This window comes from Reyranella sp., from assembly GCF_017305915.1.
GTDB lineage: Bacteria > Pseudomonadota > Alphaproteobacteria > Reyranellales > Reyranellaceae > Reyranella.
The window spans coordinates 56,299-74,970 of sequence record NZ_JAFKJN010000025.1 but is presented as its reverse complement, the minus strand read 5'-3'; the positions used below and the strand labels follow the sequence as shown (position 1 = coordinate 74,970).

The window sequence follows — 18,672 nt, the reverse complement described above, 5'->3', positions numbered from 1 at the left end:
AGAGGACGACGGCTCAGCTCACGAGCTGGCCGCGGAAGGCCCAGCGGGTCATGCGCTTCTCGAGCAGGGCGCAGACGGCGTACATCGCCACGCCCATGATGGCGATGGCGAACAGGCCGGCGAAAGTGGTCGGCGCGTCGTTGCGCGCGCCCGCCGACAGCATGAGGAAGCCGATGCCGCGGTTGCCGCCCACCGTCTCGGCGATCACCGAGCCGATGAAGGCGAGCGTGATGGCGACCTTCAGGCTGGCGAACAGATAGGGCATGGCGCGCGGGATGCCGACCTTGCGCAGGATCTCGAAGCGGCTGGCCCCCAGGCTGTAGAGCACGTCGATCATCTCGGGCTCGATGGTGGCGAGCCCGGTGGCGACGTTGACCACGATCGGGAAGAAGCTGATCACGAAGGCGGTAACCACCGCCGGCGTCGGGCCGACGCCGATCCAGATCATCAGGATCGGCACGATCGCCACCTTGGGCACGGCGTTGAAGGCGATCAGCAGCGGATAGAGGCCGGCATAGACCAGCGGCGAGGCACCGATCAGCACGCCCAGCATGACGCCGCCGGCGATCGCCAGCAGGAAGCCCAGCACCGTGGTCCACAGCGTGTCCCAGCAGTAGGCCAGCAGGATGTCGATGCGCTGGATGAATACCTCGAACACCCGGCTCGGCCGCGGCAGCAGGATCTCCGGCAGGTCGAAGACGACGCACACCACCTCCCAGATCGCCAGGAACAACGCCATGGCGAGCCACGGCATGGCGAGCTGGACGATCTCGCGGGTCCGGCCGGTGATCATGCCGCGTGCTCCTGGTGGATGCGGTCGCGCAGCTCGTGGACGATGTCGACGAAGGCCGGCTCGAAGGTCGAGGCCAGTGTGCGCGGCCGCGGCAGGTCGATGTGGCGGCTCATGACGATGCGGCCGGGACGGCGGCTCATGACGTAGACGGTGTCGGCGAGATAGACCGCCTCGCGCAGGTCGTGGGTCACCAGCACGCCGGTGAAGCGCTTCTCCAGCCACAGCGCCTGCATGACGCCCCACAGCTCCTCGCGGGTGAAGGCGTCGAGCGCGCCGAACGGCTCGTCGAGCATCAGCAGCTCGGGCTCGTGGATCAGGGCGCGGCAGAGGTTGGAGCGCTGCTGCATGCCGCCCGAGAGCTGCCAGGGGAACTTGTCGGCGAAGTCGGCGAGGCCGACGGTCTTCAAGAGCGCCATGGCGCGCGCCACGTACTCGGCGCGGTGCCGGCGGAAGCGGCGCTTGTGCGGTTCGACGATCTCCATCGGCAGCAGCACGTTGTCGATGGTGGTGCGCCACGGCATCAGGGTCGGGTTCTGAAAGGCCATGCCGACGCCCTTGATCGGGCGCGTCACCCTCTGGCCGGCGACCACGACCTCGCCGCTGGTCGCGGGCAAGAGCCCGGTGACCAGCTTCATGATCGTCGACTTGCCGCAGCCCGAGGGGCCGACCACGGCGACGAACTCGCCCTTGCCGATGGCCATGGTGCCATCGGCAAGGGCGAGGGTGGTTTCCTTGCCGAGGCGGTAGGTGAGGCTGACCGACTTGAGCTCGACGAAGGTCATAGAGTCATCCCCTCCCCTTCGCGGACTCCGCGAAGGGGAGGTGTCGCCGTCTTACGGCGACGGAGGGGTCGTGAGTCGCGGACCGGGGTTTCTGACCCCTCCGTCGGCGTAAGGCGCCGACACCTCCCCAGCAGACTGGGGAGGAGGTTCGTGCCCTCACTTCGCGACCATGCGGTCGGCCTTGGGCGGCAGGTACTTGTTGGAGAAGACCTTGTCCGGGTCGGGCACGTTGGCGAGGCCGAACGCCTCGGACACCAGCTTGACCGACTTGGCGAAGCGCGCCGGATCGACGTCGCCCATGCCGTTGGCCTTGACGTAGGGCGTCAGGATGTTGGTCTGCAGCGAGATCTGCAGCCGCTCGGTCTCCAGCGCCTCGTCGATCAGCGGGTCCTTCTTCTTGGCGGCAGCGATGCCGAGCTTGTTGTCGGCGATCACGTCCTTCCAGCCCTTGAGCGTGGCGGCGATGAAGCCCTTCACCGCCTTCTCGTTCTTGGCCATCTCGGGCGAGACCACGATGCCGTTGCTGTAGACGTCCATGCCGAAGTCGACGTAGCGCATAGCGACGATGTCGTCGAACTTCACGCCGCGCGCCTTCAGATCGAGCATCGACGAGAAGTAGTGGCCGGAGATGAAGTCGACCGAGCCCTGCACCAGGCTCTGCTCGCGGAGCTGCGGCGTCAGGTTGACGTGCTCCCACTTGGCGATGCCGTTCAGCTTGGCGAAGGCCGGGAACAGCCGGAAGCTGGCGTCGAACACCGGCGCGCCGAGCTTCTTGCCGTCGAGGTCCTTGGGCGTCTTGATGCCGCTCTTCTTCAGCGCATAGACTCCGAACGGCGCGAAGTCGTAGGCCATGAAGACGCACAGCACTTCCTTGCCCGGGTTCTTGGAATTGTACTCGATGGTCGAGTTCACGTCGGCGAAGCCGATCTGGTAGGCGCCGGTGGCGACGCGCTGCACCGCACCGGCCGAGCCCTGGCCCGGGTCCATGGTGACGTCGAGGCCCTCGGCCTTGTAGTAGCCCTTGTCCAGCGCCACCAGGAACGGCGACGTCGGCCCCTGGAAAACCCAGTCCAGAGTGAACTTGATCGGCGTCTGCGCGCTTGCCGGCACGACGCCCAGAGCCAGCGCGATCGCGGCCGCGCCTCCCAGCCATTTGGCGAGCTTGTTCATTTGGTAACCCCTCGTCCTGTCCCTGCTAGGCTCTCTTAGGCGGACCCGGCGGTCCCGCCAAGGGGATATCAGGCAGATTCTATGCCAGCCCTTTGCGTCGCCACGAGGTTGGCGAACACGCCGCCCTTGGCGGTCAGCTCGGCGTAGCTGCCGTGCTCGGCGAGCTTGCCGTGCTCCAGCACCACCACCTGCTCGGCGTCGCGGATGGTCGACAGCCGATGGGCGATCACGAAGGTGGTGCGGCCGGCCATCAGCGCCTTGAGCGCCTTCTGGATGCGCGCCTCGGTGACGGCGTCGAGCGCGCTGGTCGCCTCGTCGAGGATCAGGATCGGCGGATTCTTGAGCAGCGCCCGGGCGATCGCGAGCCGCTGGCGCTCGCCGCCGGACAGGGTGGTGCCGCGCTCGCCGACCAGGGTCTCGTAGCCGTGCGGCTGGCTCACGATGAAATCGTGCGCCTCGGCGAGCCTGGCCGCAGTCTCGAGCTCGGCCTGGGTGGCGTCGGGCTTGCCGATCCGGAGGTTGTCGGCGATCGAGCGGTAGAACATCGTCGAATCCTGGAACACCACGCCGATGTTGCGGCGCAGCGAGGCGAGCCTGATGTCGCGATGGTCGATGCCGTCGACCCGGATGGTGCCCGACTGCGGGTCCCACATCCGATGCAGCAGCGATAGCGCCGTGCTCTTGCCGGCGCCGGTCGGGCCGACGAAGGCGACCGTCGTGCCCGCCGGCACATGCAGGTCGAAGTGCGCCAGCGCCGGGCGCAGGCCGTCGTAGGAGAAGCTCACGTCCTCGAAGTCGACGTCGCCCTTGGCGCGGCCGATGTCCTTGCCGTTGGGCTTGTCGATCACGGTCGACTGGTGGTCGAGGACGCGAAAGAAATCCGCCAGCGCCGGCATCTGGAAGAAGATGCGGCTGACGAAGCCCGAGGCCTGGTCCATGCGGCCGATCAGCATGGTGGCGAAGCCCATGAAGCTCACGATCTCGCCCGCCGTCGCCTGGCCGTGGGTGAACAGCCAGGTGCCGAGCACGAAGATCAGGATCACGGTGACGGTCGAGGCGGCACGCGTCAGCACCGAGAGCAGCGCCCACCAGTTCAGCACCGGATACTGAGCCTCGAGCGTGCGGCGGATGATCTGCTGGATGGCGCCGGCCTCGGCGCCCAGCCGGACGAAGCTCTGGATCAGGTGGATATTACCCAGCGCATCGCCGGCCCGGCCGGCGAGCTCGCTGTGGTACTCCTCGACCTGGGCCTGCAGCCGGTCGGTCTTGCCGACCACGAAGGCATTGGCGATGGCAAAGAAGACGATCAGCACGATCAGCAGCGCCGCGAGCTGCCAGTTCATGAAGATGCTGAGCGGCAGCATGATGAACAGCGCGACGAAGGTCGCGAGGTTCTCGCGGAAGAAGCTCAGCCAGATGCCGAACAGGTGGTCGACGCCGGTCAGCATGATCTTGAGCAGCCGGCCGGAGTGCTGCGCGTTGTGGAAGGCGAACGGCAGCATCAGCACGTGCTCGAAATAGGTCGCCATGGCGCCCAGCCGGCGGCGGTGCGCCATGCGGTCGGCCTGCAGCGACACGACGATGTTGGCGACGATGCCGCCGATGCCGACGACCGCCCAGATCACCAGCAGGTGCTTGGCGTCCGACCAGATATCGGCGGTGCTCCGCCCTTGCGCGTTCGACAGCAGGTCGACGACGCGGCCGAGCAGCACCGGCTCGTAGAACTGCAGCGCCGCGACCGCGACGTTGGCGAAAGCGAGCGTGATCGCCAGCTTGCGCTCGTCGCGCAGCAGCCCGAGGACCCGACCGTAGACGCGGAAGAACTCCATGTCCGTGTCACCCCGAGCTTGGTGTCATCCCGAGTCCGGTGTCATCCCGAGCGAAGCGAGGGATCTTCGATCGACGCTGGCCAAGGGTCCCTCGCTCCGCTCGGGATGACACGGTGCGCGAGCGACCGCCACGACTATCCCGCCTGCTTGCCGAGGAAACGCTCGACCGTCTTCACGAAGAAGCTGATGCCGAACGGGATCGCCATGTCGTTGAAGTCGTAGCGCGGATTGTGGAGGTTGATCGCCTCGCTGCCGCCGTTGCCCAGCATCACCATGGCGCCCGGTACCTTCTCCAGCATGTAGGAGAAGTCCTCGGCACCCATGCTCGGCTTGACGTTGTCGCGCACGTTGTTGGCGCCGCACACGTCGGCCGCCACTTCGATCGCGAACTTGGTCTTCTCGGCGTTGTTCACCGTCGGCGGGTAGCCCGGCCGGTGCTCGACCTCGATCTGCACGCCGTACATCTGGGCGGCGCCGTCGCAGATCTCCTTGATGCGCTTCTGCGCGAGCTTGCGGTTCTCCGGCGTCGTGGTGCGGGTGGTCCCGCCGATATGGGCCTCGCCCGGGATCACGTTGTAGGCCGAGCCCGCCTTGAAAAAGCCGACGGTCACGACGGTCGCGTCCTGCGGATCGATGTTGCGGCTGACGATGGTCTGCAGCGACATCACGATCGAGGCGCCGACCACCATCGGATCGAGCGTGGTGTGCGGGTGCGCGGCGTGGCCGCCCTTGCCGGTGATGCGGATGTCCCAGCGGTCGGCCGCCGCGAGAAGCGGGCCGGGGCGCGAGACGATGTGGCCGAGCGGCACGCCCGGCTTGTTGTGGATCGCGTAGACCGCGTCGCAGGGGAATTTCTCGAACAGGCCGTCCTCGATCATCGCCTTGCCGCCGCCGCCGCCCTCTTCGGCCGGCTGGAAGATGAAGTGGACGGCGCCCTCGAAGTCCTTCTTCTCGCTCAGCACCTTGGCGGCGCCGAGCAGCATGGCGGTGTGACCGTCATGGCCGCAGGCATGCATGCGGCCCGGATTCTGCGAGCGGTGCTCGAAATCGTTCCTCTCGTCCATCGGCAGGCAGTCCATATCGGCTCGCAATCCGATGGCCTTCAACGAGTTGCCCTTGCGCAGGGTTCCGACCAGACCGGTCTTTCCCAGGCCGCGCGTGACCTCGAGGCCCCATTCCTGGAGCCTGGCGGCGACGATGTCGGAGGTCCGCGTCTCCTCGTAGGCGAGCTCGGGATGGGCGTGGATGTCGCGACGGATGGCGGTGATCTCGCCCTGGATCTCGAGGGCACGCGGCAGGACTGGCATGACGACTCCGGCTGTGAGAACGGCGGGCGCTACTTTAGCCGCGGAGACGGCGCCCATGCGAGATCGCTCTTCACCGCCTGCATGATGAAGGACGAGCGCGTGCCTTTTACGCCCGGCATGCGCAACAGCGCCTTGAGCGCGAAGTCGCTGAAGCTGTTGAGATCGGTGGCGAAGACATGGAGCAGGAAATCCATGTCGCCCGTCACCGCATAGCAGGCCACCACTTCGGCGCGGGCGCGGATCGCCGCCTCGAAGGCCTCGACTGTCTTCTCCGAATGATCCTCGAGCGTCACCTCGACCAGCGCCTGCAGACCGAAACCCATCGCCGCCGGCGCGACCAGCGCGGCATAACGCGTGATCAAGCCCTCCTCCTCCAGCCGCTTCACCCGCCGCTGGCACGGCGTCGCGGACAGCCCGACCTTGTCCGCGAGGTCGACGGTCGCCAGCCGCCCCTCGGCCTGCAGCGCCGCGATGATCTTCCTGTCGATTTCATCGAGCGTAGTCATTTTCCCTCCAAACGGTCCTGTTTCTGGAGCTTATCACCAAATATTGACCTCCGAGCCTGCAACTTCGCCGGGATTCCCTCGGGGGTCCGGACCCATATTCCGGTCATGGATACCCTTACCCCCGTGACCGGCCTGCGCGGCGACTACACCCTGAAGGCCGCCGACTGGACCGTGCCGCAGCCCGACGCCTATTCGGCCGAAGACCAGGCCGTGTGGCGCCTGCTGGTCGAGCGCCAGACCGTGCTCGCCCGACAGTTCGCCTGCGCCGAGTTCGTGCAGGGCCTCGAAACCCTCGGTATCGGTAACACCATTCCCGATTTCGATGCGGTGAACGCCAGGCTCGAACCACTGACCGGCTGGAAGGTCGTCGGCGTGCCGGGCCTGATTCCCGACGCGGTGTTCTACGACCATCTCGCCCACCGCCGATTTCCCGTAACGGTGTGGATCCGCGAGCGCTCCGAGCTCGATTACCTGGTCGAGCCCGACCTGTTCCACGACTTCTTCGGCCACGTGCCGCTGCTCGGCAATCCGGTGTTCGCCGACTACATGCAGCGCTACGGCCAGCGCGCGATGGACGCCGGCGCGCACATCGACCTCCTCGCCCGACTCTACTGGTACACCGTCGAGTTCGGGCTGATCCGCACCAAGCAGGGCCTCAAGATCTACGGTGCCGGCATCCTCTCCTCCGCGAAGGAAGTGCGGCACGCGATCGACGGCGAGGTCGAGCGCCTGCCGTTCGAGGCGGCCAAGGTGATGCGCCGCCCCTACGAGATCGACAGGCTGCAGAACACCTACTTCGTGCTCGACGACTTCCGCCAGCTCTTCGAAGCCGCCGAAACCCGCGTCGCCTAGAGGGGGTAGCGCAAACCTCGCAAACTGCGCCAACTCGCCAGCGGCACGGCACGGGGGTAGCGCAGCAGCGCCAATTGCCGCCAATTCGCGCGAGGTGGGCATCGTCATGGGTGCCACCCTGCACCACGACGCGCCAGACTCCCATTATGGGCAATGGCCGCGAGAAAAAGCGGCCCTTCATCGGCGTCGAACAGCGTTCCATTGCCCATGATGACCGGGCCGGAAGTGCCCCATGCCGTGCCGCTCGGGCCGATGACCGCGCATCTGCCCGCAAATCGCCGCTTCGGCCGCAGCAGACTTTCTTTTCGACGGAAAAGAAGAACGGACCCTAGTCTAGCGGAGCACCACCAGCCCATCGACGGCGACGACGCCGTCGCTCTTCACCAGCAGCGGATTGATCTCCGCCTCCGACACATCGCCGAACGCCGAATGCGCCAATGCGGAAAAGGCCGAAATTACCCGCGCCAGCGCCGCGACATCGCCTTTCGGCAAATTGCGGTAACCGCGAATTGTCGCCAGCCCCTTCACCTCCCCGATCATCTGCATCGCTTCGGTCTCGTCGACGGGCGCGAGCCGCGTCGCCGCGTCCTTGTAGATTTCCGCCAGCACGCCGCCCAGGCCGACGGTGATCGTCGGGCCGACCAGCGGATCGCGGCGGAAGCCCAGGATCACCTCGGCCAGCCCGCGCTCCATCTTCTGGACCAGGAAACCGTCGAGCTTGGCCTTCGGCGCATACGCCGTCACCCGCTTCTCCATCTCGCGCGCCGCAACCGCCGCGGTCTGGCCGTCCGGCAGGCCGAGCGCCACGCCACCCGCCTCCGTCTTGTGAGCGATGTCGGCCGACAGGATCTTGAGCGCGACCGGCGCGCCGACCTCCTCGACCGCCGCCGTCACGCGCCGCACATCCGGCACGCTCATCGACTTCGCCGCCGGCACGCCCAGCGCGGCGAACAATGCTGTCGCCCGGCGCTCGTCGAAGCCCGACGAACGGCCGGCCTCCAGTGCGTCGCGTGCGGCGATCGATGGCTCCGACAGCTTGGGCTCCTGTTGCGGTGTCGGCCGCAACAGGCAGAGCGCCATTGCCTCGGCGCACGATTCGGGATGCCGGAAGGCCGGCACGCCGGCGGCCGTCAGCAACGCCAGCGACTTCTCGGCCGCGGGCGTCAGCGACACGGCGAACGGCTTCTTCGAGTTCGCGAACTTCAACAAGGGCTCGACCGCGAGCTCGGGATTGAACTGCGCCGACGAGCCGACGACGAAGATCGCCGCATCGTTGTTGTCGTCGGCCAGCAGCCGCTCGATCGTGCCCGATACGATCTCGGGTTTGGCCCCGGCGAGGGTGAGGTCGACCAGCTTGCCCTCGCCGGCCGCGATGCCGAGCGGCTTCAGCCAGTCGACCAGCTCCTGCGGCGGACCCGCGATGTCGAGACCGGCGACAGCCATGTTGTCGACCACCATCGCCGCGCCGCCACCGGTCGTCGTGGCAACGGCAACGCGCTTGCCGGTCGCCCCTTTGTTGGATGAGGGGGGCCGATCGACCAGCAGCGCCGGCACATCGACCAGCGATTCGAACATCGAGACGCGCGCGATGCCGTGGCGGCGGCAGAACGCGTCGAAGGTCGCGTCGGAGCCGGCGATCGCGCCGGTGTGCGACCTCGCGAGTTCCTGCCCGATGTCGGAGCGGCCGAGCTTGTAGGCCACCACCGGCTTGCCCGCCGCATGGGCCCGCCGCGCCGCCCGCGCCAGCCGCTCGCCGTCGCGCAGGGTCTCCATGAACAGCAGGATCGCCCTGGTCTTGGGATCGTCGACCAGCAGGTCGGCGATCTCGCCGACCTTGAGATCGACCTCGTTGCCGACCGAGATCAGCCGCGAGAAGCCGATGCCGCGCGCATCCGCCCGCGACAGCAGCGCGCCGATCAGGCTGCCGCTCTGGCTCACCAGCCCCCAGTTTCCCGTGCGCAGCTTGTCGACGGCGAAAGCGGCATTGGCAGTCAGCGCCATCGGCGGATCGGTGCTGACCGTGCCGATGCTGTTCGGGCCGACCAGCCGGATGCCGGTATCCTTCACGATCTGCACCAGCTCGTCCTGCAGCGAGGCACCGGCCGCACCGGCATCGGCGAAACCGCCCGCCAGGATCGACGCTGCCTTCACGCCGCGCTTTCCGCAGGCCGCGAGCGCCGACACCGCGTCCTTGCCGTTCAACAATATGTAGGCGTGATCGATACAGCCCGCGATGTCGTCGATCGACTTCCAGGCCTTGATGCCGAAGATCTCGGCGCGGCCCGGATTGACGGGCAGAATTTCGCCGCTGAAACCGTGCTTCTGCAGGAAGCGCTGCGGCCGCGAGGTGGTGCGCTTTTCGTCAGACGAAGCGCCGATCAGCGCGATGCGTTTCGGCTGGAACAGGGAGTCGAACAGGCTCATGACGCGAGTATACTCGGCGCATGTTGTACCGTCGTACCCTTCTCGCCGCGTCCCTTTCCACCCTTGCCGCACCGGCGTTCGCGCAAGCGCCGTGGCCCGGCAAACCCATCAAGCTCGTCGTGCCCTACGCGCCGGGCGGCTCGACCGACGTGGTCGGCCGCGTCATCGCCGAGTATCTCGGCCAACGGCTCGGGCAGAACATCGTGGTCGAGAACCGGCCGGGCAAGGGTGCCAGCATCGGCACCTCGCAGGTCGCCAAGGCGGCGCCCGACGGCTACACGCTGCTGGTCTCCAACATCTCGTCGTTCGCCATCGCGCCGCCGCTCTACGGCGACCTCGACTACGATCCGGTCAAGGACTTCACCCACATCACGCTCGCCTCGTTCAATCCCAGCGTGCTGGTGGTGAACCCGGGCTTCCCGGCCAAGACGCTGGCCGAGTATGTCGACTACGCCAAGGCCAACCCGGACAAGCTCGCCTTCGCGACCTCGGGGCCGGGCTCGAGCAACCACATCCTGGGCACGATGCTGGCGCTGAAGGCCGGCATCAAGCTGGTGCACGTCCCCTATCGCGGCGCCGGTCCGGCGATGCAGGACACGATCGCCGGCATCGTGCCGTCGATGTTCGATTCGCTGCCGTCGGCCGCGCCGCACATCAGGGGCGGCAAGGTGCGCGCGCTCGTGGTGAGCGGAGAGCAGCGCAACCCGAGCTTCCCCGACGTGCCGACGATGAAGGAATCGGGCTATTCCGACCTCGTCTCCTATTCCTGGTTCGGACTCTCGGGTCCGGCCAAGCTGCCGGCGCCGATCGTCGAGCGGCTGGCCAAGGAGATGCAGGTCGTTCTGAAGGAGCCTACCGTGATCAAGCGCTGGCAGGATATCGGCGCCGAATCGAGCACCAAGACGCCCGACGAGTACACCGAGTTCGTCAAGACGGAGTTGGAAAAAGCGACCGCCGCCGTGAAGGCGTCCGGCGCCAAGCCGAGCGAATAAAAGGAGGAGACCATGACCATCCGCCGCGTGACCTCGCCCGATGTCCCCGAGCCGCCGCCCGAGCGGTGGTCGAACTGCCTGGTGTCCGACGGCATCGCCTACGTCTCCGGCATGACGGTGCGCGGGGCGGACGATCCCGGAAAGCTGGACGAGTACGAGCAGGCCAAGCTGATCTTCGGCAAGATCAAAGGCATGGTCGAGGCGGCTGGCGGCAAGATGTCTGACGTGGTCAAGGTCACGATCTACGTCACCAACATCAAGAACAACACCAAGGTCTGGAAGGCCCGCGCCGAGTTCTTCAAAGGCAACTTCCCGGCCTCGACGCTGGTGCAGGTGGCCGCCCTGGCGACACCGGAAATCCTGGTCGAGATCGAGGCGATCGCGCATATCGGCAAGGGCGCGCGTTAGTCGAGCTTTACGCCGACGCGCTTGATCAGCGCCTCGCCGCGAGCGGCTTCGTCGACGATCTGCACGGCGAAGTCCTTCGGGCTGTTGATGACGATCTCCGAGCCGTCGTTTGCCGAGCGCTTTGCGGAACGCCTCGTCGTCCAGCGCCTCGCGCAATGTCGTGTAGAGGCGATCGAGGAGGGCGGACGGCGTGCCGGTCGGCGCGGCGAGCGACAGCCAGGCGTCGAGCGCGAAGCCGTTGGGCATCTCTTCGACCAGCGTCGGCACCTCGGGCATCACCGTGGTGCGCTTGGCGCTGGTGACGGCCAAAGCGCGCAGCTTGCCCTGCTGCGCCGGACGGAAAGCGGTCGGCATGGTCGGGAAGGCGACCTGGATCTGCTCGCCGAGCAAGCCCAGCACGATGTCGGGCGCGCCCTTGTAGGGGACATGGATGTAGTCGATGCCGGCGGCGAAGCGGAACGCCTCGGCCGACAGGTGGGCGAGGCTGCCGACGCCGCCCGAACCGTAGTTCAGCTTGCCGGGATTGGCCTTGGCGAGCGCGATGAGCTCGGCGACCGACTTGGCCGGCGACGACGGCGGCACCACCATCAGCGACGGGATGCGCGTCAGCATGGTGATCGGCACGAAGTCCTTCTGGGCGTCGTAGTTGAGCTTCCCGTAGAGGAACTTGTTCTGCACGTGGCTGCTGGTCAGCATCAGCAGCGTGTAGCCGTCCGGTGCCGCGCGCGACGCCGTCTCGGCGCCGATATTGCCGGCGGCGCCCGGCTTGTTCTCGACGATGAATTGCTGGCCGAGCCGCTCGGTCAGCCGCTGCGCCGCCTGCCGCGCCGCCACATCCGGCGCGCTGCCGGCGATGAACGGCACGACGACGCGCACCGGCTTGTCGGGGTACTCGGCCTGCGCCGTCCCGCCTGCGAGCAGCGACAGCAGCGCCGCGAGCAGGACAAGCGCACGGTTCACTGGAAGCGCTTCTCCAGCGCCTGCCATTTCTCGTTCTCGAACAGGCTCCAGAGCTGGCCGTGATCGAGCATCTGGTTGGCGAAGCCTGCCGTGCCGCCGCTCGACTTCAGCGAGCCGAGCAGGTCCTGCCCCGTCCGCGCGAACAGCCGGGTCAGCGAGTTGGGGTAGATCGCGACCTTGAAGCCCATCGCCTCCAGCCTGGGGAACGGCAGCACGGGCGTGCGGCCGCCCTCGACCATGTTGGCGAGGCAGGGCATGCCGAGGCGCTTCGGCACCTCGGCGAGCTCGGCCTCGCTTTGCGGCGCCTCGACGAAGGCGATGTCGGCGCCGGCCTCGCGGTAGCGCGCCGCGCGCTCCAGCGCCGCCTCGTAGCCCTCGATGGCGATCGCATCGGTGCGGGCCACGATCATGACGTCGGCATCGATGCGGGCGTCGGCGGCGGCCTTGATGCGCTGCTCCATCTCCGTCGAGGAGGCGACCTTGCGGCCGGGCTCGTGGCCGCATTTCTTCGGCCATTCCTGGTCCTCGAGCTGGACGGCGCTGACGCCTGCCCGCTCGAACTCGCGCATGGTGCGGATGACGTTGAGCGGCCCGCCGTAGCCGGTATCGGCGTCGGCGATGATCGGGATCGACACCGCATCGCAGATCCGCCGCACCCGGTCGAGGATCTCGCCGAAGCTGAGCGCCCCCATGTCGGGCGCGCCGAGCGCGCTCATCGAGACGCCGGAGCCGGTGATGTAGGCGGCATCGAAGCCCGCCACCTCGACCAGCCGCGCGGTGATGCAGTCGTAGCAACCCGGCGCCACGACGATGCCGGGCGCCGCCATGCGCTGGCGCAGCGCGCGATGGCGCGTCGGGGTAGAGCGCAGGCCGGTGGGATAGGCTTTGTCGGTCATGCGGACCCCGTATGATGCGGCAGCCAGAGCGCGATCTCCGGCCAGAAGACCAGCATCGCCAGCAGCAGGAACATGATGAGATGGAACGGGATCGTGCCGAGCACGATGTCGCCGATCTTGCCGTCCCAAATGCTCTGGATGACGAACAGGTTGATGCCGATCGGCGGCGAGATCTGGCCGAGCTCGATGAACAGCACCAGGATGATGCCGAACCACACCGGATCGATGCCGTATTTCAGCAGCACCGGATAGAGCAGCGGCACGGTGATCACGATCATGCCCAGGCTTTCGACCAGGCAGCCGAGGATCGTGTAGAGCACGAACAGCGCGCCGAAGAACTCCAGCCGCGCGAGCTTCAGCCCGACCAGCCAGGTCGTCAGCGACTCGCCGACGCCCGCCACGCTGATGGCATAGGAGAAGACGAAGGCGGTGTAGACGATCAGCAGGATGTTGCCGCTGATCTTGACGGCCGAGACCATCGCCTCGCGCAGGCTGGCGAGGGTGAGCTTGCCCCAGAGCGCCGAGACGGCCGTCGCCGTGACGCAGCCGATGGCCGCCGCCTCGGTCGGCGTCGCCCAGCCGGTATAGAGGCTGCCCAGGGTGCCGCCGATGACGACAGCGAAGGGCAGCAGGTCGCCCACCGCCGTCACGAACTCAGCCATGGTCTGCGGTCCACGCTCGCGCGGTGCGATCTCGGGCCTGAGCAGCGCGTGCACCAGGATGTAGGTCATGAACATCGCCGTCAGCACGATGCCCGGCACGATACCGGCCATGAACAGCTTGGAGACCGACGTTTCGGTGAAGGTGCCGTAGACGATCAGCGCGATCGACGGCGGCACCAGGATGCCGAGCGTGCCGCCGGCGGCGAGCGAGCCTGCCGCGAGGCGGCGGTGGTAGCCGCGCTGGGTGAGCTGCGGCAGCGCCACCGTGCCGATCGCCGCCGCGGTGGCGACCGACGAACCGGAGATCGCGGCGAACATGGCGCAGCCCGCGATGTTGGTCTGCAGCAAGCCGCCCGGGATCGGGCTCACCAGCTTCGATAGCCCTCGATATATTCGGTAACTGAGGCCCGATCGCTGCATGATCTCGGCCATCAGGATGAACAACGGGATCGCGCTGAGCGACCGGTTGTTCATCGAGCCCCAGCTCATCAGGCCGATGCCCTTCAGCGCCGGGATGCCGCCGTGCAGCAGCAGATAGACGATGGCCGGCACGCCGATCGCGAAGGGAATGGCCATGCCCGCGGCCAGCAGGCCGAGGAACAGGACCATGACGAGGACGACTTCGAGCCCGTCGCTCATGATGCGAGCCTCCGGACATCGTCGACCACCGCCCTCGCCAGCATGACGAGCAGCATGACCGCGCCGACGACCATCACCGTCTCCGGGATCCAGAGCGGCGTCGCCAGCACGGTGCTGGCCTGCGCCTCGCGGCGCCAGGAGCTCATGACGAACTGCAGGAAGTACCAGCCGGTGAGCGCGACGTAGCCCAGCGACAGCAGGTCGAAGAGCAGCGCCGACAGGGCCTTGCCGCGCGGGCCGAGCCGCGCCTGCACCATCTCGACCCTGTGGAACGCACCCTGCCCCTGGCACAGCGCCAGGCTGAAGAAGGACACGCCGACCAGCAGGTAGCCGACCAGCTCGTCGGAATGCTCGGTCGTGCTGTTGAACGCGCCGCGCAACACCACCTCGGCCAGGATGAGCACGATCATGCCGATCATGCAGAAGCCCGACAGCCAGAGGCTGAGGCGTTCGATCAGGGTGAAGGGCCGGCTGCCGGCGGAGCTCATATTCCTCCCCATTCAAATGGGGAGGTGGCGCGGTAACCCGCGACGGAGGGGTCATGAGCCCCATCACGTCTGGGGCCCATGACCCCTCCGACCGCGAAGACGCGGCCACCTCTCCATGTGAATAGGGAGGAATGCCTGAGCGTGCTCACCGGCCCAGCACCTCGCGGACCTTCTTGAGCGCTTCCTGGGCTTCCGCGCCGTTGCGCTTGGCCCATTCGTCCCAATAGCTCGCCATCCGCTCGGCACCGCGCTTGTAGTCGGCCGCGGTGGCGGCGGTCTGGACGATGCCTTCGGCCTGACCCTTGGCCTTTTCCTGGCTCTCCTCCTCGAACAACAGCTTGGTCATCTTCGGCGCCAGCTCGACGATCGCCTTGGTCAGCACCTCGCGCTGCGCCGCCGGCAGCTTGGCGTAGGCTTCCTTGTTCACCGCGATGTTGGCCTCGAAGAAGTTGAGGCCGAGATCGAAATTGGACTTGAGCAGGTCCTTCCAGACCTTGCCGCCGCCGGCCTGCGCCGTCAGCACGCCGTCGACCACGCCGCGCTCCAGCGCAGACGGCACCTCGGCGCCGCTGATGGTGAGGCCGTTGGCGCCGAAGCGCTTCAGGAACTCGATCTGCTCGGGCGACGTCGCCCGGATCTTCTGGCCCTTGAAATCGTCGAGCGAGGCGAGCTTCTTGGTCGACCAGGCGAACTGCAGCGGGAAGTAATAGGTCGCGAGCACCGTCGCGCCACGCTTGTCGTAAGCCTTGTCGACGTACGGCTTCATCACCGCGATGGCCTTGTCGAGCTCGGCCGTGCTGGTGATCAACATCGGCAGCCGCAGGATGCCGGTGATCGGCACGTTGCCCTGCTGCATGCCGTCGTCGCCGATCTGGATGACGTTGTCACCGACCGCGGTGGTGATGTCGGTGCCCTTGATCGTGAGCGCGCCGCCGAGATGGTATTTCAGCACCAGCCCGCCGTTGGTCTCCTTGGCCACGCGCTCGACGATCTCCTGGAACACGCGGGCCGGCGCCAGGGTCGCCGCCGGCACATAGGTGTAGACGATCCAGGTCGTCGGCGATTGTGCGCGCACCACCGCCGGTGCGGCGAGCGATCCTGCCGCAAGACTTGCGAGCGCATGACGACGCGTGATCCTGATCATGGCGTTCTCCCCCGATATCTGGCGCGGCGAGCTTAATCGTCTCCTACGCCGCCTTCACTTCCCGCTCGGCCTTGAGCGCACGCACAGTTTCGCGCAGCGCGTGGACCGTCTTCTCGATCTCGGCGCCGCCATGGGTCGCGGAGACGAAGCCGCCGGGCGCGCCCATCACATCGACGCCGTGGGTCATCAGGCCCATGCGGATCTTGCCGGTGAGCGGGCCGGCGCCGCGCGCGCCCTTGAGCTTGGCGAACGGCACCTTCAGCGGATCGAAGGTCGCGGGATCGATCGGATCGCCGAACGGATTGGGATAGATCAGGAAGGTCGAGCTCTGGCCGTAGATACCCCACGGCACGCCCTCCTTCACCAGCACCTCGGTCAGCGCCTTGCGCAGCTCGGCCGCCGTCTTGTTGGCCTTCTCGGCGAGGTCCTCGTCGCGCACCAGCGTGAGCGCCGTCACCGCCGCGGCGGCGGACAAGGGGTTGGCGTTGTAGGTGCCGGGATGGAGGATACGCTCGATCTTCTTGGCCGCCGTGGCGTCGTGATCGATGCGGTCGAGGATGTCGCGCTTGCCCGCCACCGCGCCGCCCGGCAGGCCGCCGGCCACGATCTTGGCCTGGATGCAGAGGTCGGGCGTGATGTCGAACGCCTTCTGCGCGCCGCCCGACGACCAGCGATAGCCGGTGATCACCTCGTCCATCAGCATGATGACGCCCTTCTTCGCCGTGGCGTCGCGCACCGCCTGGATGAAGCCCGGCGGCAAGGGCGCCTGGCCCCACGACGCGCCCGACGGCTCGAACATCACGGCGGCGATGTCGTCGCGCTCCTCGATCAGCTTCACGACCGCGGCGACGTTGTCGCTCGGCATCACGATCGAGAGCGCGCTGACATCCTGCGGCACGCCCGGCGTGGTGCCGCCGTCATAGGTGGCGCCGGCGCCCGCCGTCACGTTGTCGTGCCAGCCGTGGAAGTGGCCGATGAAGCGGACGATCTTGTCCTTGCCGGTGTAGGCGCGGGCCAGCCGGATCGCCATGTGCGAGGCCTCGGTGCCGGAGGCGGTGAACCGCACCTTCTCGGCGCACGGCGTCAGCTCGCAGACCAGCTCGGCCCAGCGCACCTCGAGCTCGTGGCTCGAGCCGTAGTGGGTGCCCAGCTCCATCTGCTTCTGCACCGCCTCGATCACGGCCGGGTGCGAATGGCCGAGCAACATGGCGCCGTGGCCGCCGAAATAGTCGACATACTCGTTGCCGTCGACGTCCCACTTGCGCGGGCCCCGGGCCTTGGCGACGTGGATCGAATAGGGGTCGAGATAGCGCGCATCGTGCGTGATGCCGCTCGGCAGTACCTTGCGGGCGCGCTCAAACAGCGCACCCGACCCCTGGGTCCGCGCCTTGTAGTCCGTAACGATCGCTGAATTGGTCGGGGGGGTGCTCATTTGCCCTCACATAAGTAATGCCGAAGCATCGCAAGGCTCGCTTGCGCCGCCAAGGGCTGGCGGCTAATCACGGCGCGACTTTTCGCACTTCGGAGCCTGCCTTGACCGGTCAAGTGAATACCAAGCCCCGCGGCCGCCAGTTCTTCAACAATCCGGGTCCGACCAACATTCCCGACCGCATCCTGCGGGCGATGGACCGTCCGGTGATGGACTTCCTCGCGCCGGAGTTCCTCGAGATGCACCGTGCCTGCTACGCCGGCATGAAGCGCATCTTCAAGACCGACCAGGAAGTCTACTTCCACGCCTCGACCGGCCACGGCGCCTGGGAAGCGGCGGTCGCCAACCTGTTCTCGCCCGGCGACCTCGTGTTGGTGATCGAGACCGGCTACTTCTCGCTGGGCTTCAAGGAGCTCGCCGAGACGCTCGGGCTGAAGGTCGAGGTCGTCGGCGCCGACTGGCGCAAGGGCCTGGAGTTCGCGAAGCTCTCCGAGCGCCTCGCCGCCGACAAGGGGCACGAGATCAAGGCCGTGCTCGCCGTGCACAACGAGACCGCCACCGGCATGGTGCTGCCACTCGCCGAGGTCCGCCGCGCGATGGACCAGACCAAGCACCCGGCGCTGCTGCTCAGCGACACCATCTCCTCGCTCGGCAGCATGGAATACAAGATGGATGCCTGGGGCATCGACGTCACCATCGCCGGCAGCCAGAAGGGCCTGATGCTGCCGACCGGCATGGCGATCACCGGCGTCAGCAAGAAGGCGCTCGAGGCCTCGCGCAAGGCCAAGCTGCCCAAGTACTACTTCAACTGGGAGCTGATGGAGCAGCGCAAGCCGCAGCGCTTCATCGGCACCGTGCCGGTCCACTTCTTCTTCGGCCTGACCGAGTCGATCAAGATGATCGAGGAGGAGACGTTGGAAGGCGTGTTCTCTCGCCACGCCCGTCTCGGCGAGGCGACCCGCGCCGCCGTCCGCGCCTGGGGCGCCAAGGGCAACGGCCCGACGCTCTACGGCCAGACCGAGGAGCGGCTCTCCAACTCGGTGACCACCGTGCTGATGCCCGAAGGCCACACCTCGGACGCCATGCGCAAGATCGCGCTCGAGCGCTTCAACCTGTCGCTCGGCGGCGGGCTGGGCCCGCTGATGGGCAAGGTGTTCCGCATCGGCCATCTCGGCGACCTCAACGAGCCGATGCTGCTGGGCTGCCTCGCCACCACCGAGCTCGCGATGAAGACGGCCGGCGTGCCGTTCGCCCCGGGCGGCGTCGACGCGGCGATCCAGTCGCTCGCCAGCTAGAGCGATTTCCGGGCAGATGGAACCGCTCGCGGTTCCATCTGCCCGGAAATGCGCGCACGGGCATTGTTGTTGCAGCAGGCATATTCCGTTCGGCTG

Annotated in this window: 16 protein-coding genes and 1 pseudogene; 4 read left to right on the top strand and 13 right to left on the bottom strand. The window is 67.2% G+C overall.

The window, feature by feature from the left end; translation table 11 throughout:
- Positions 1 to 13: 13 nt before the first annotated feature.
- From J0J01_RS23975 to J0J01_RS23950, 6 genes are all read right to left on the bottom strand, one after another.
- Entirely contained in the window at positions 14 to 793 is a 780-nt protein-coding gene (locus J0J01_RS23975) for an ABC transporter permease (protein WP_296385326.1), read from the bottom strand.
- On the bottom strand, positions 790 to 1,575 hold the full coding sequence (locus tag J0J01_RS23970) for an ABC transporter ATP-binding protein (RefSeq protein WP_296385324.1): 786 nt from the start codon (positions 1,573 to 1,575) through the stop codon (positions 790 to 792). Before J0J01_RS23970 ends, J0J01_RS23975 begins: the two co-directional genes overlap by 4 nt.
- A gap of 156 nt (positions 1,576 to 1,731) precedes the next feature.
- Entirely contained in the window at positions 1,732 to 2,745 is a 1,014-nt protein-coding gene (locus J0J01_RS23965) for an ABC transporter substrate-binding protein (RefSeq protein WP_296385322.1), read from the bottom strand.
- A 68-nt stretch (positions 2,746 to 2,813) separates the two neighbouring features.
- Complete coding sequence (locus tag J0J01_RS23960) at positions 2,814 to 4,574, bottom strand: glucan ABC transporter ATP-binding protein/ permease (protein ID WP_296385321.1); 1,761 nt, start codon at positions 4,572 to 4,574, stop codon at positions 2,814 to 2,816.
- 134 nt (positions 4,575 to 4,708) lie between these two features.
- Positions 4,709 to 5,881 carry a M20 aminoacylase family protein gene (locus J0J01_RS23955; RefSeq protein WP_296385319.1) on the bottom strand — a complete coding sequence of 391 codons (1,173 nt, stop codon included), beginning with the start codon at positions 5,879 to 5,881 and terminating at the stop codon, positions 4,709 to 4,711.
- 29 nt (positions 5,882 to 5,910) lie between these two features.
- Positions 5,911 to 6,387, bottom strand: coding sequence for an Lrp/AsnC family transcriptional regulator (locus J0J01_RS23950; protein ID WP_296385317.1), 477 nt, complete (start codon positions 6,385 to 6,387; stop codon positions 5,911 to 5,913).
- Positions 6,388 to 6,492: 105 nt separating this feature from the next.
- Between J0J01_RS23950 and phhA the strand changes: the two genes are divergently transcribed.
- Complete coding sequence (gene phhA / locus J0J01_RS23945) at positions 6,493 to 7,239, top strand: phenylalanine 4-monooxygenase (RefSeq protein WP_296385315.1); 747 nt, start codon at positions 6,493 to 6,495, stop codon at positions 7,237 to 7,239.
- Positions 7,240 to 7,572: 333 nt separating this feature from the next.
- Here phhA and J0J01_RS23940 read toward each other — a convergent pair whose 3' ends face one another.
- Complete coding sequence (locus J0J01_RS23940) at positions 7,573 to 9,663, bottom strand: acetate--CoA ligase family protein (protein ID WP_296385313.1); 2,091 nt, start codon at positions 9,661 to 9,663, stop codon at positions 7,573 to 7,575.
- A 20-nt stretch (positions 9,664 to 9,683) separates the two neighbouring features.
- Here J0J01_RS23940 and J0J01_RS23935 point away from each other — a divergent pair, with 20 nt between their 5' ends.
- Both J0J01_RS23935 and J0J01_RS23930 read left to right on the top strand, forming a co-directional pair.
- A complete protein-coding gene (locus J0J01_RS23935) occupies positions 9,684 to 10,655 on the top strand; it encodes a tripartite tricarboxylate transporter substrate binding protein (protein ID WP_296385310.1) in 972 nt (323 codons plus the stop codon).
- Between the two features lie 12 nt (positions 10,656 to 10,667).
- The gene (locus tag J0J01_RS23930) at positions 10,668 to 11,063 is read left to right on the top strand and encodes a RidA family protein (protein ID WP_296385308.1); all 396 of its coding nucleotides are present in this window, start codon (positions 10,668 to 10,670) and stop codon (positions 11,061 to 11,063) included.
- A gap of 132 nt (positions 11,064 to 11,195) precedes the next feature.
- Here J0J01_RS23930 and J0J01_RS32755 read toward each other — a convergent pair.
- The 6 genes and pseudogenes from J0J01_RS32755 to J0J01_RS23900 all read right to left on the bottom strand — a co-directional run.
- Positions 11,196 to 12,050 (bottom strand): annotated as a pseudogene (locus J0J01_RS32755) (tripartite tricarboxylate transporter substrate-binding protein); the annotation flags it as partial.
- Positions 12,020 to 12,919 carry an isocitrate lyase/PEP mutase family protein gene (locus J0J01_RS23920; RefSeq protein WP_296385304.1) on the bottom strand — a complete coding sequence of 300 codons (900 nt, stop codon included), beginning with the start codon at positions 12,917 to 12,919 and terminating at the stop codon, positions 12,020 to 12,022. The pseudogene J0J01_RS32755 and the gene J0J01_RS23920, both read right to left, overlap by 31 nt.
- The gene (locus tag J0J01_RS23915; protein ID WP_296385301.1) at positions 12,916 to 14,220 is read right to left on the bottom strand and encodes a TRAP transporter large permease; all 1,305 of its coding nucleotides are present in this window, start codon (positions 14,218 to 14,220) and stop codon (positions 12,916 to 12,918) included. Before J0J01_RS23915 ends, J0J01_RS23920 begins: the two co-directional genes overlap by 4 nt.
- Positions 14,217 to 14,708 carry a TRAP transporter small permease gene (locus J0J01_RS23910; RefSeq protein WP_296385299.1) on the bottom strand — a complete coding sequence of 164 codons (492 nt, stop codon included), beginning with the start codon at positions 14,706 to 14,708 and terminating at the stop codon, positions 14,217 to 14,219. The genes J0J01_RS23915 and J0J01_RS23910 overlap by 4 nt, the downstream gene beginning before the upstream one ends.
- 145 nt (positions 14,709 to 14,853) lie before the next feature.
- Positions 14,854 to 15,852 carry a TRAP transporter substrate-binding protein DctP gene (gene dctP / locus J0J01_RS23905; RefSeq protein WP_296385297.1) on the bottom strand — a complete coding sequence of 333 codons (999 nt, stop codon included), beginning with the start codon at positions 15,850 to 15,852 and terminating at the stop codon, positions 14,854 to 14,856.
- Positions 15,853 to 15,895: 43 nt separating this feature from the next.
- Positions 15,896 to 17,284 carry an aminotransferase class III-fold pyridoxal phosphate-dependent enzyme gene (locus tag J0J01_RS23900; protein ID WP_296385296.1) on the bottom strand — a complete coding sequence of 463 codons (1,389 nt, stop codon included), beginning with the start codon at positions 17,282 to 17,284 and terminating at the stop codon, positions 15,896 to 15,898.
- A 101-nt stretch (positions 17,285 to 17,385) separates the two neighbouring features.
- On the opposite strand from J0J01_RS23900, the gene J0J01_RS23895 reads away from it, so the two are divergent.
- On the top strand, positions 17,386 to 18,576 hold the full coding sequence (locus J0J01_RS23895) for an aminotransferase class V-fold PLP-dependent enzyme (protein WP_296385293.1): 1,191 nt from the start codon (positions 17,386 to 17,388) through the stop codon (positions 18,574 to 18,576).
- Positions 18,577 to 18,672 lie beyond the last annotated feature (96 nt).

Excerpts from the sequence above, each read along its gene's own strand:
- J0J01_RS23975 (WP_296385326.1), bottom strand. The coding sequence starts at position 793 with ATGATCACCGGCCGGACCCGCGAGATCGTCCAGCTCGCCATGCCGTGG.
- J0J01_RS23970 (WP_296385324.1), bottom strand. The coding sequence starts at position 1,575 with ATGACCTTCGTCGAGCTCAAGTCGGTCAGCCTCACCTACCGCCTCGGC.
- J0J01_RS23965 (WP_296385322.1), bottom strand. The coding sequence starts at position 2,745 with ATGAACAAGCTCGCCAAATGGCTGGGAGGCGCGGCCGCGATCGCGCTG.
- J0J01_RS23960 (WP_296385321.1), bottom strand. The coding sequence starts at position 4,574 with ATGGAGTTCTTCCGCGTCTACGGTCGGGTCCTCGGGCTGCTGCGCGAC.
- J0J01_RS23955 (WP_296385319.1), bottom strand. The coding sequence starts at position 5,881 with ATGCCAGTCCTGCCGCGTGCCCTCGAGATCCAGGGCGAGATCACCGCC.
- J0J01_RS23950 (WP_296385317.1), bottom strand. The coding sequence starts at position 6,387 with ATGACTACGCTCGATGAAATCGACAGGAAGATCATCGCGGCGCTGCAG.
- phhA (WP_296385315.1), top strand. The coding sequence starts at position 6,493 with ATGGATACCCTTACCCCCGTGACCGGCCTGCGCGGCGACTACACCCTG.
- J0J01_RS23940 (WP_296385313.1), bottom strand. The coding sequence starts at position 9,663 with ATGAGCCTGTTCGACTCCCTGTTCCAGCCGAAACGCATCGCGCTGATC.
- J0J01_RS23935 (WP_296385310.1), top strand. The coding sequence starts at position 9,684 with ATGTTGTACCGTCGTACCCTTCTCGCCGCGTCCCTTTCCACCCTTGCC.
- J0J01_RS23930 (WP_296385308.1), top strand. The coding sequence starts at position 10,668 with ATGACCATCCGCCGCGTGACCTCGCCCGATGTCCCCGAGCCGCCGCCC.
- J0J01_RS23920 (WP_296385304.1), bottom strand. The coding sequence starts at position 12,919 with ATGACCGACAAAGCCTATCCCACCGGCCTGCGCTCTACCCCGACGCGC.
- J0J01_RS23915 (WP_296385301.1), bottom strand. The coding sequence starts at position 14,220 with ATGAGCGACGGGCTCGAAGTCGTCCTCGTCATGGTCCTGTTCCTCGGC.
- J0J01_RS23910 (WP_296385299.1), bottom strand. The coding sequence starts at position 14,708 with ATGAGCTCCGCCGGCAGCCGGCCCTTCACCCTGATCGAACGCCTCAGC.
- dctP (WP_296385297.1), bottom strand. The coding sequence starts at position 15,852 with ATGATCAGGATCACGCGTCGTCATGCGCTCGCAAGTCTTGCGGCAGGA.
- J0J01_RS23900 (WP_296385296.1), bottom strand. The coding sequence starts at position 17,284 with ATGAGCACCCCCCCGACCAATTCAGCGATCGTTACGGACTACAAGGCG.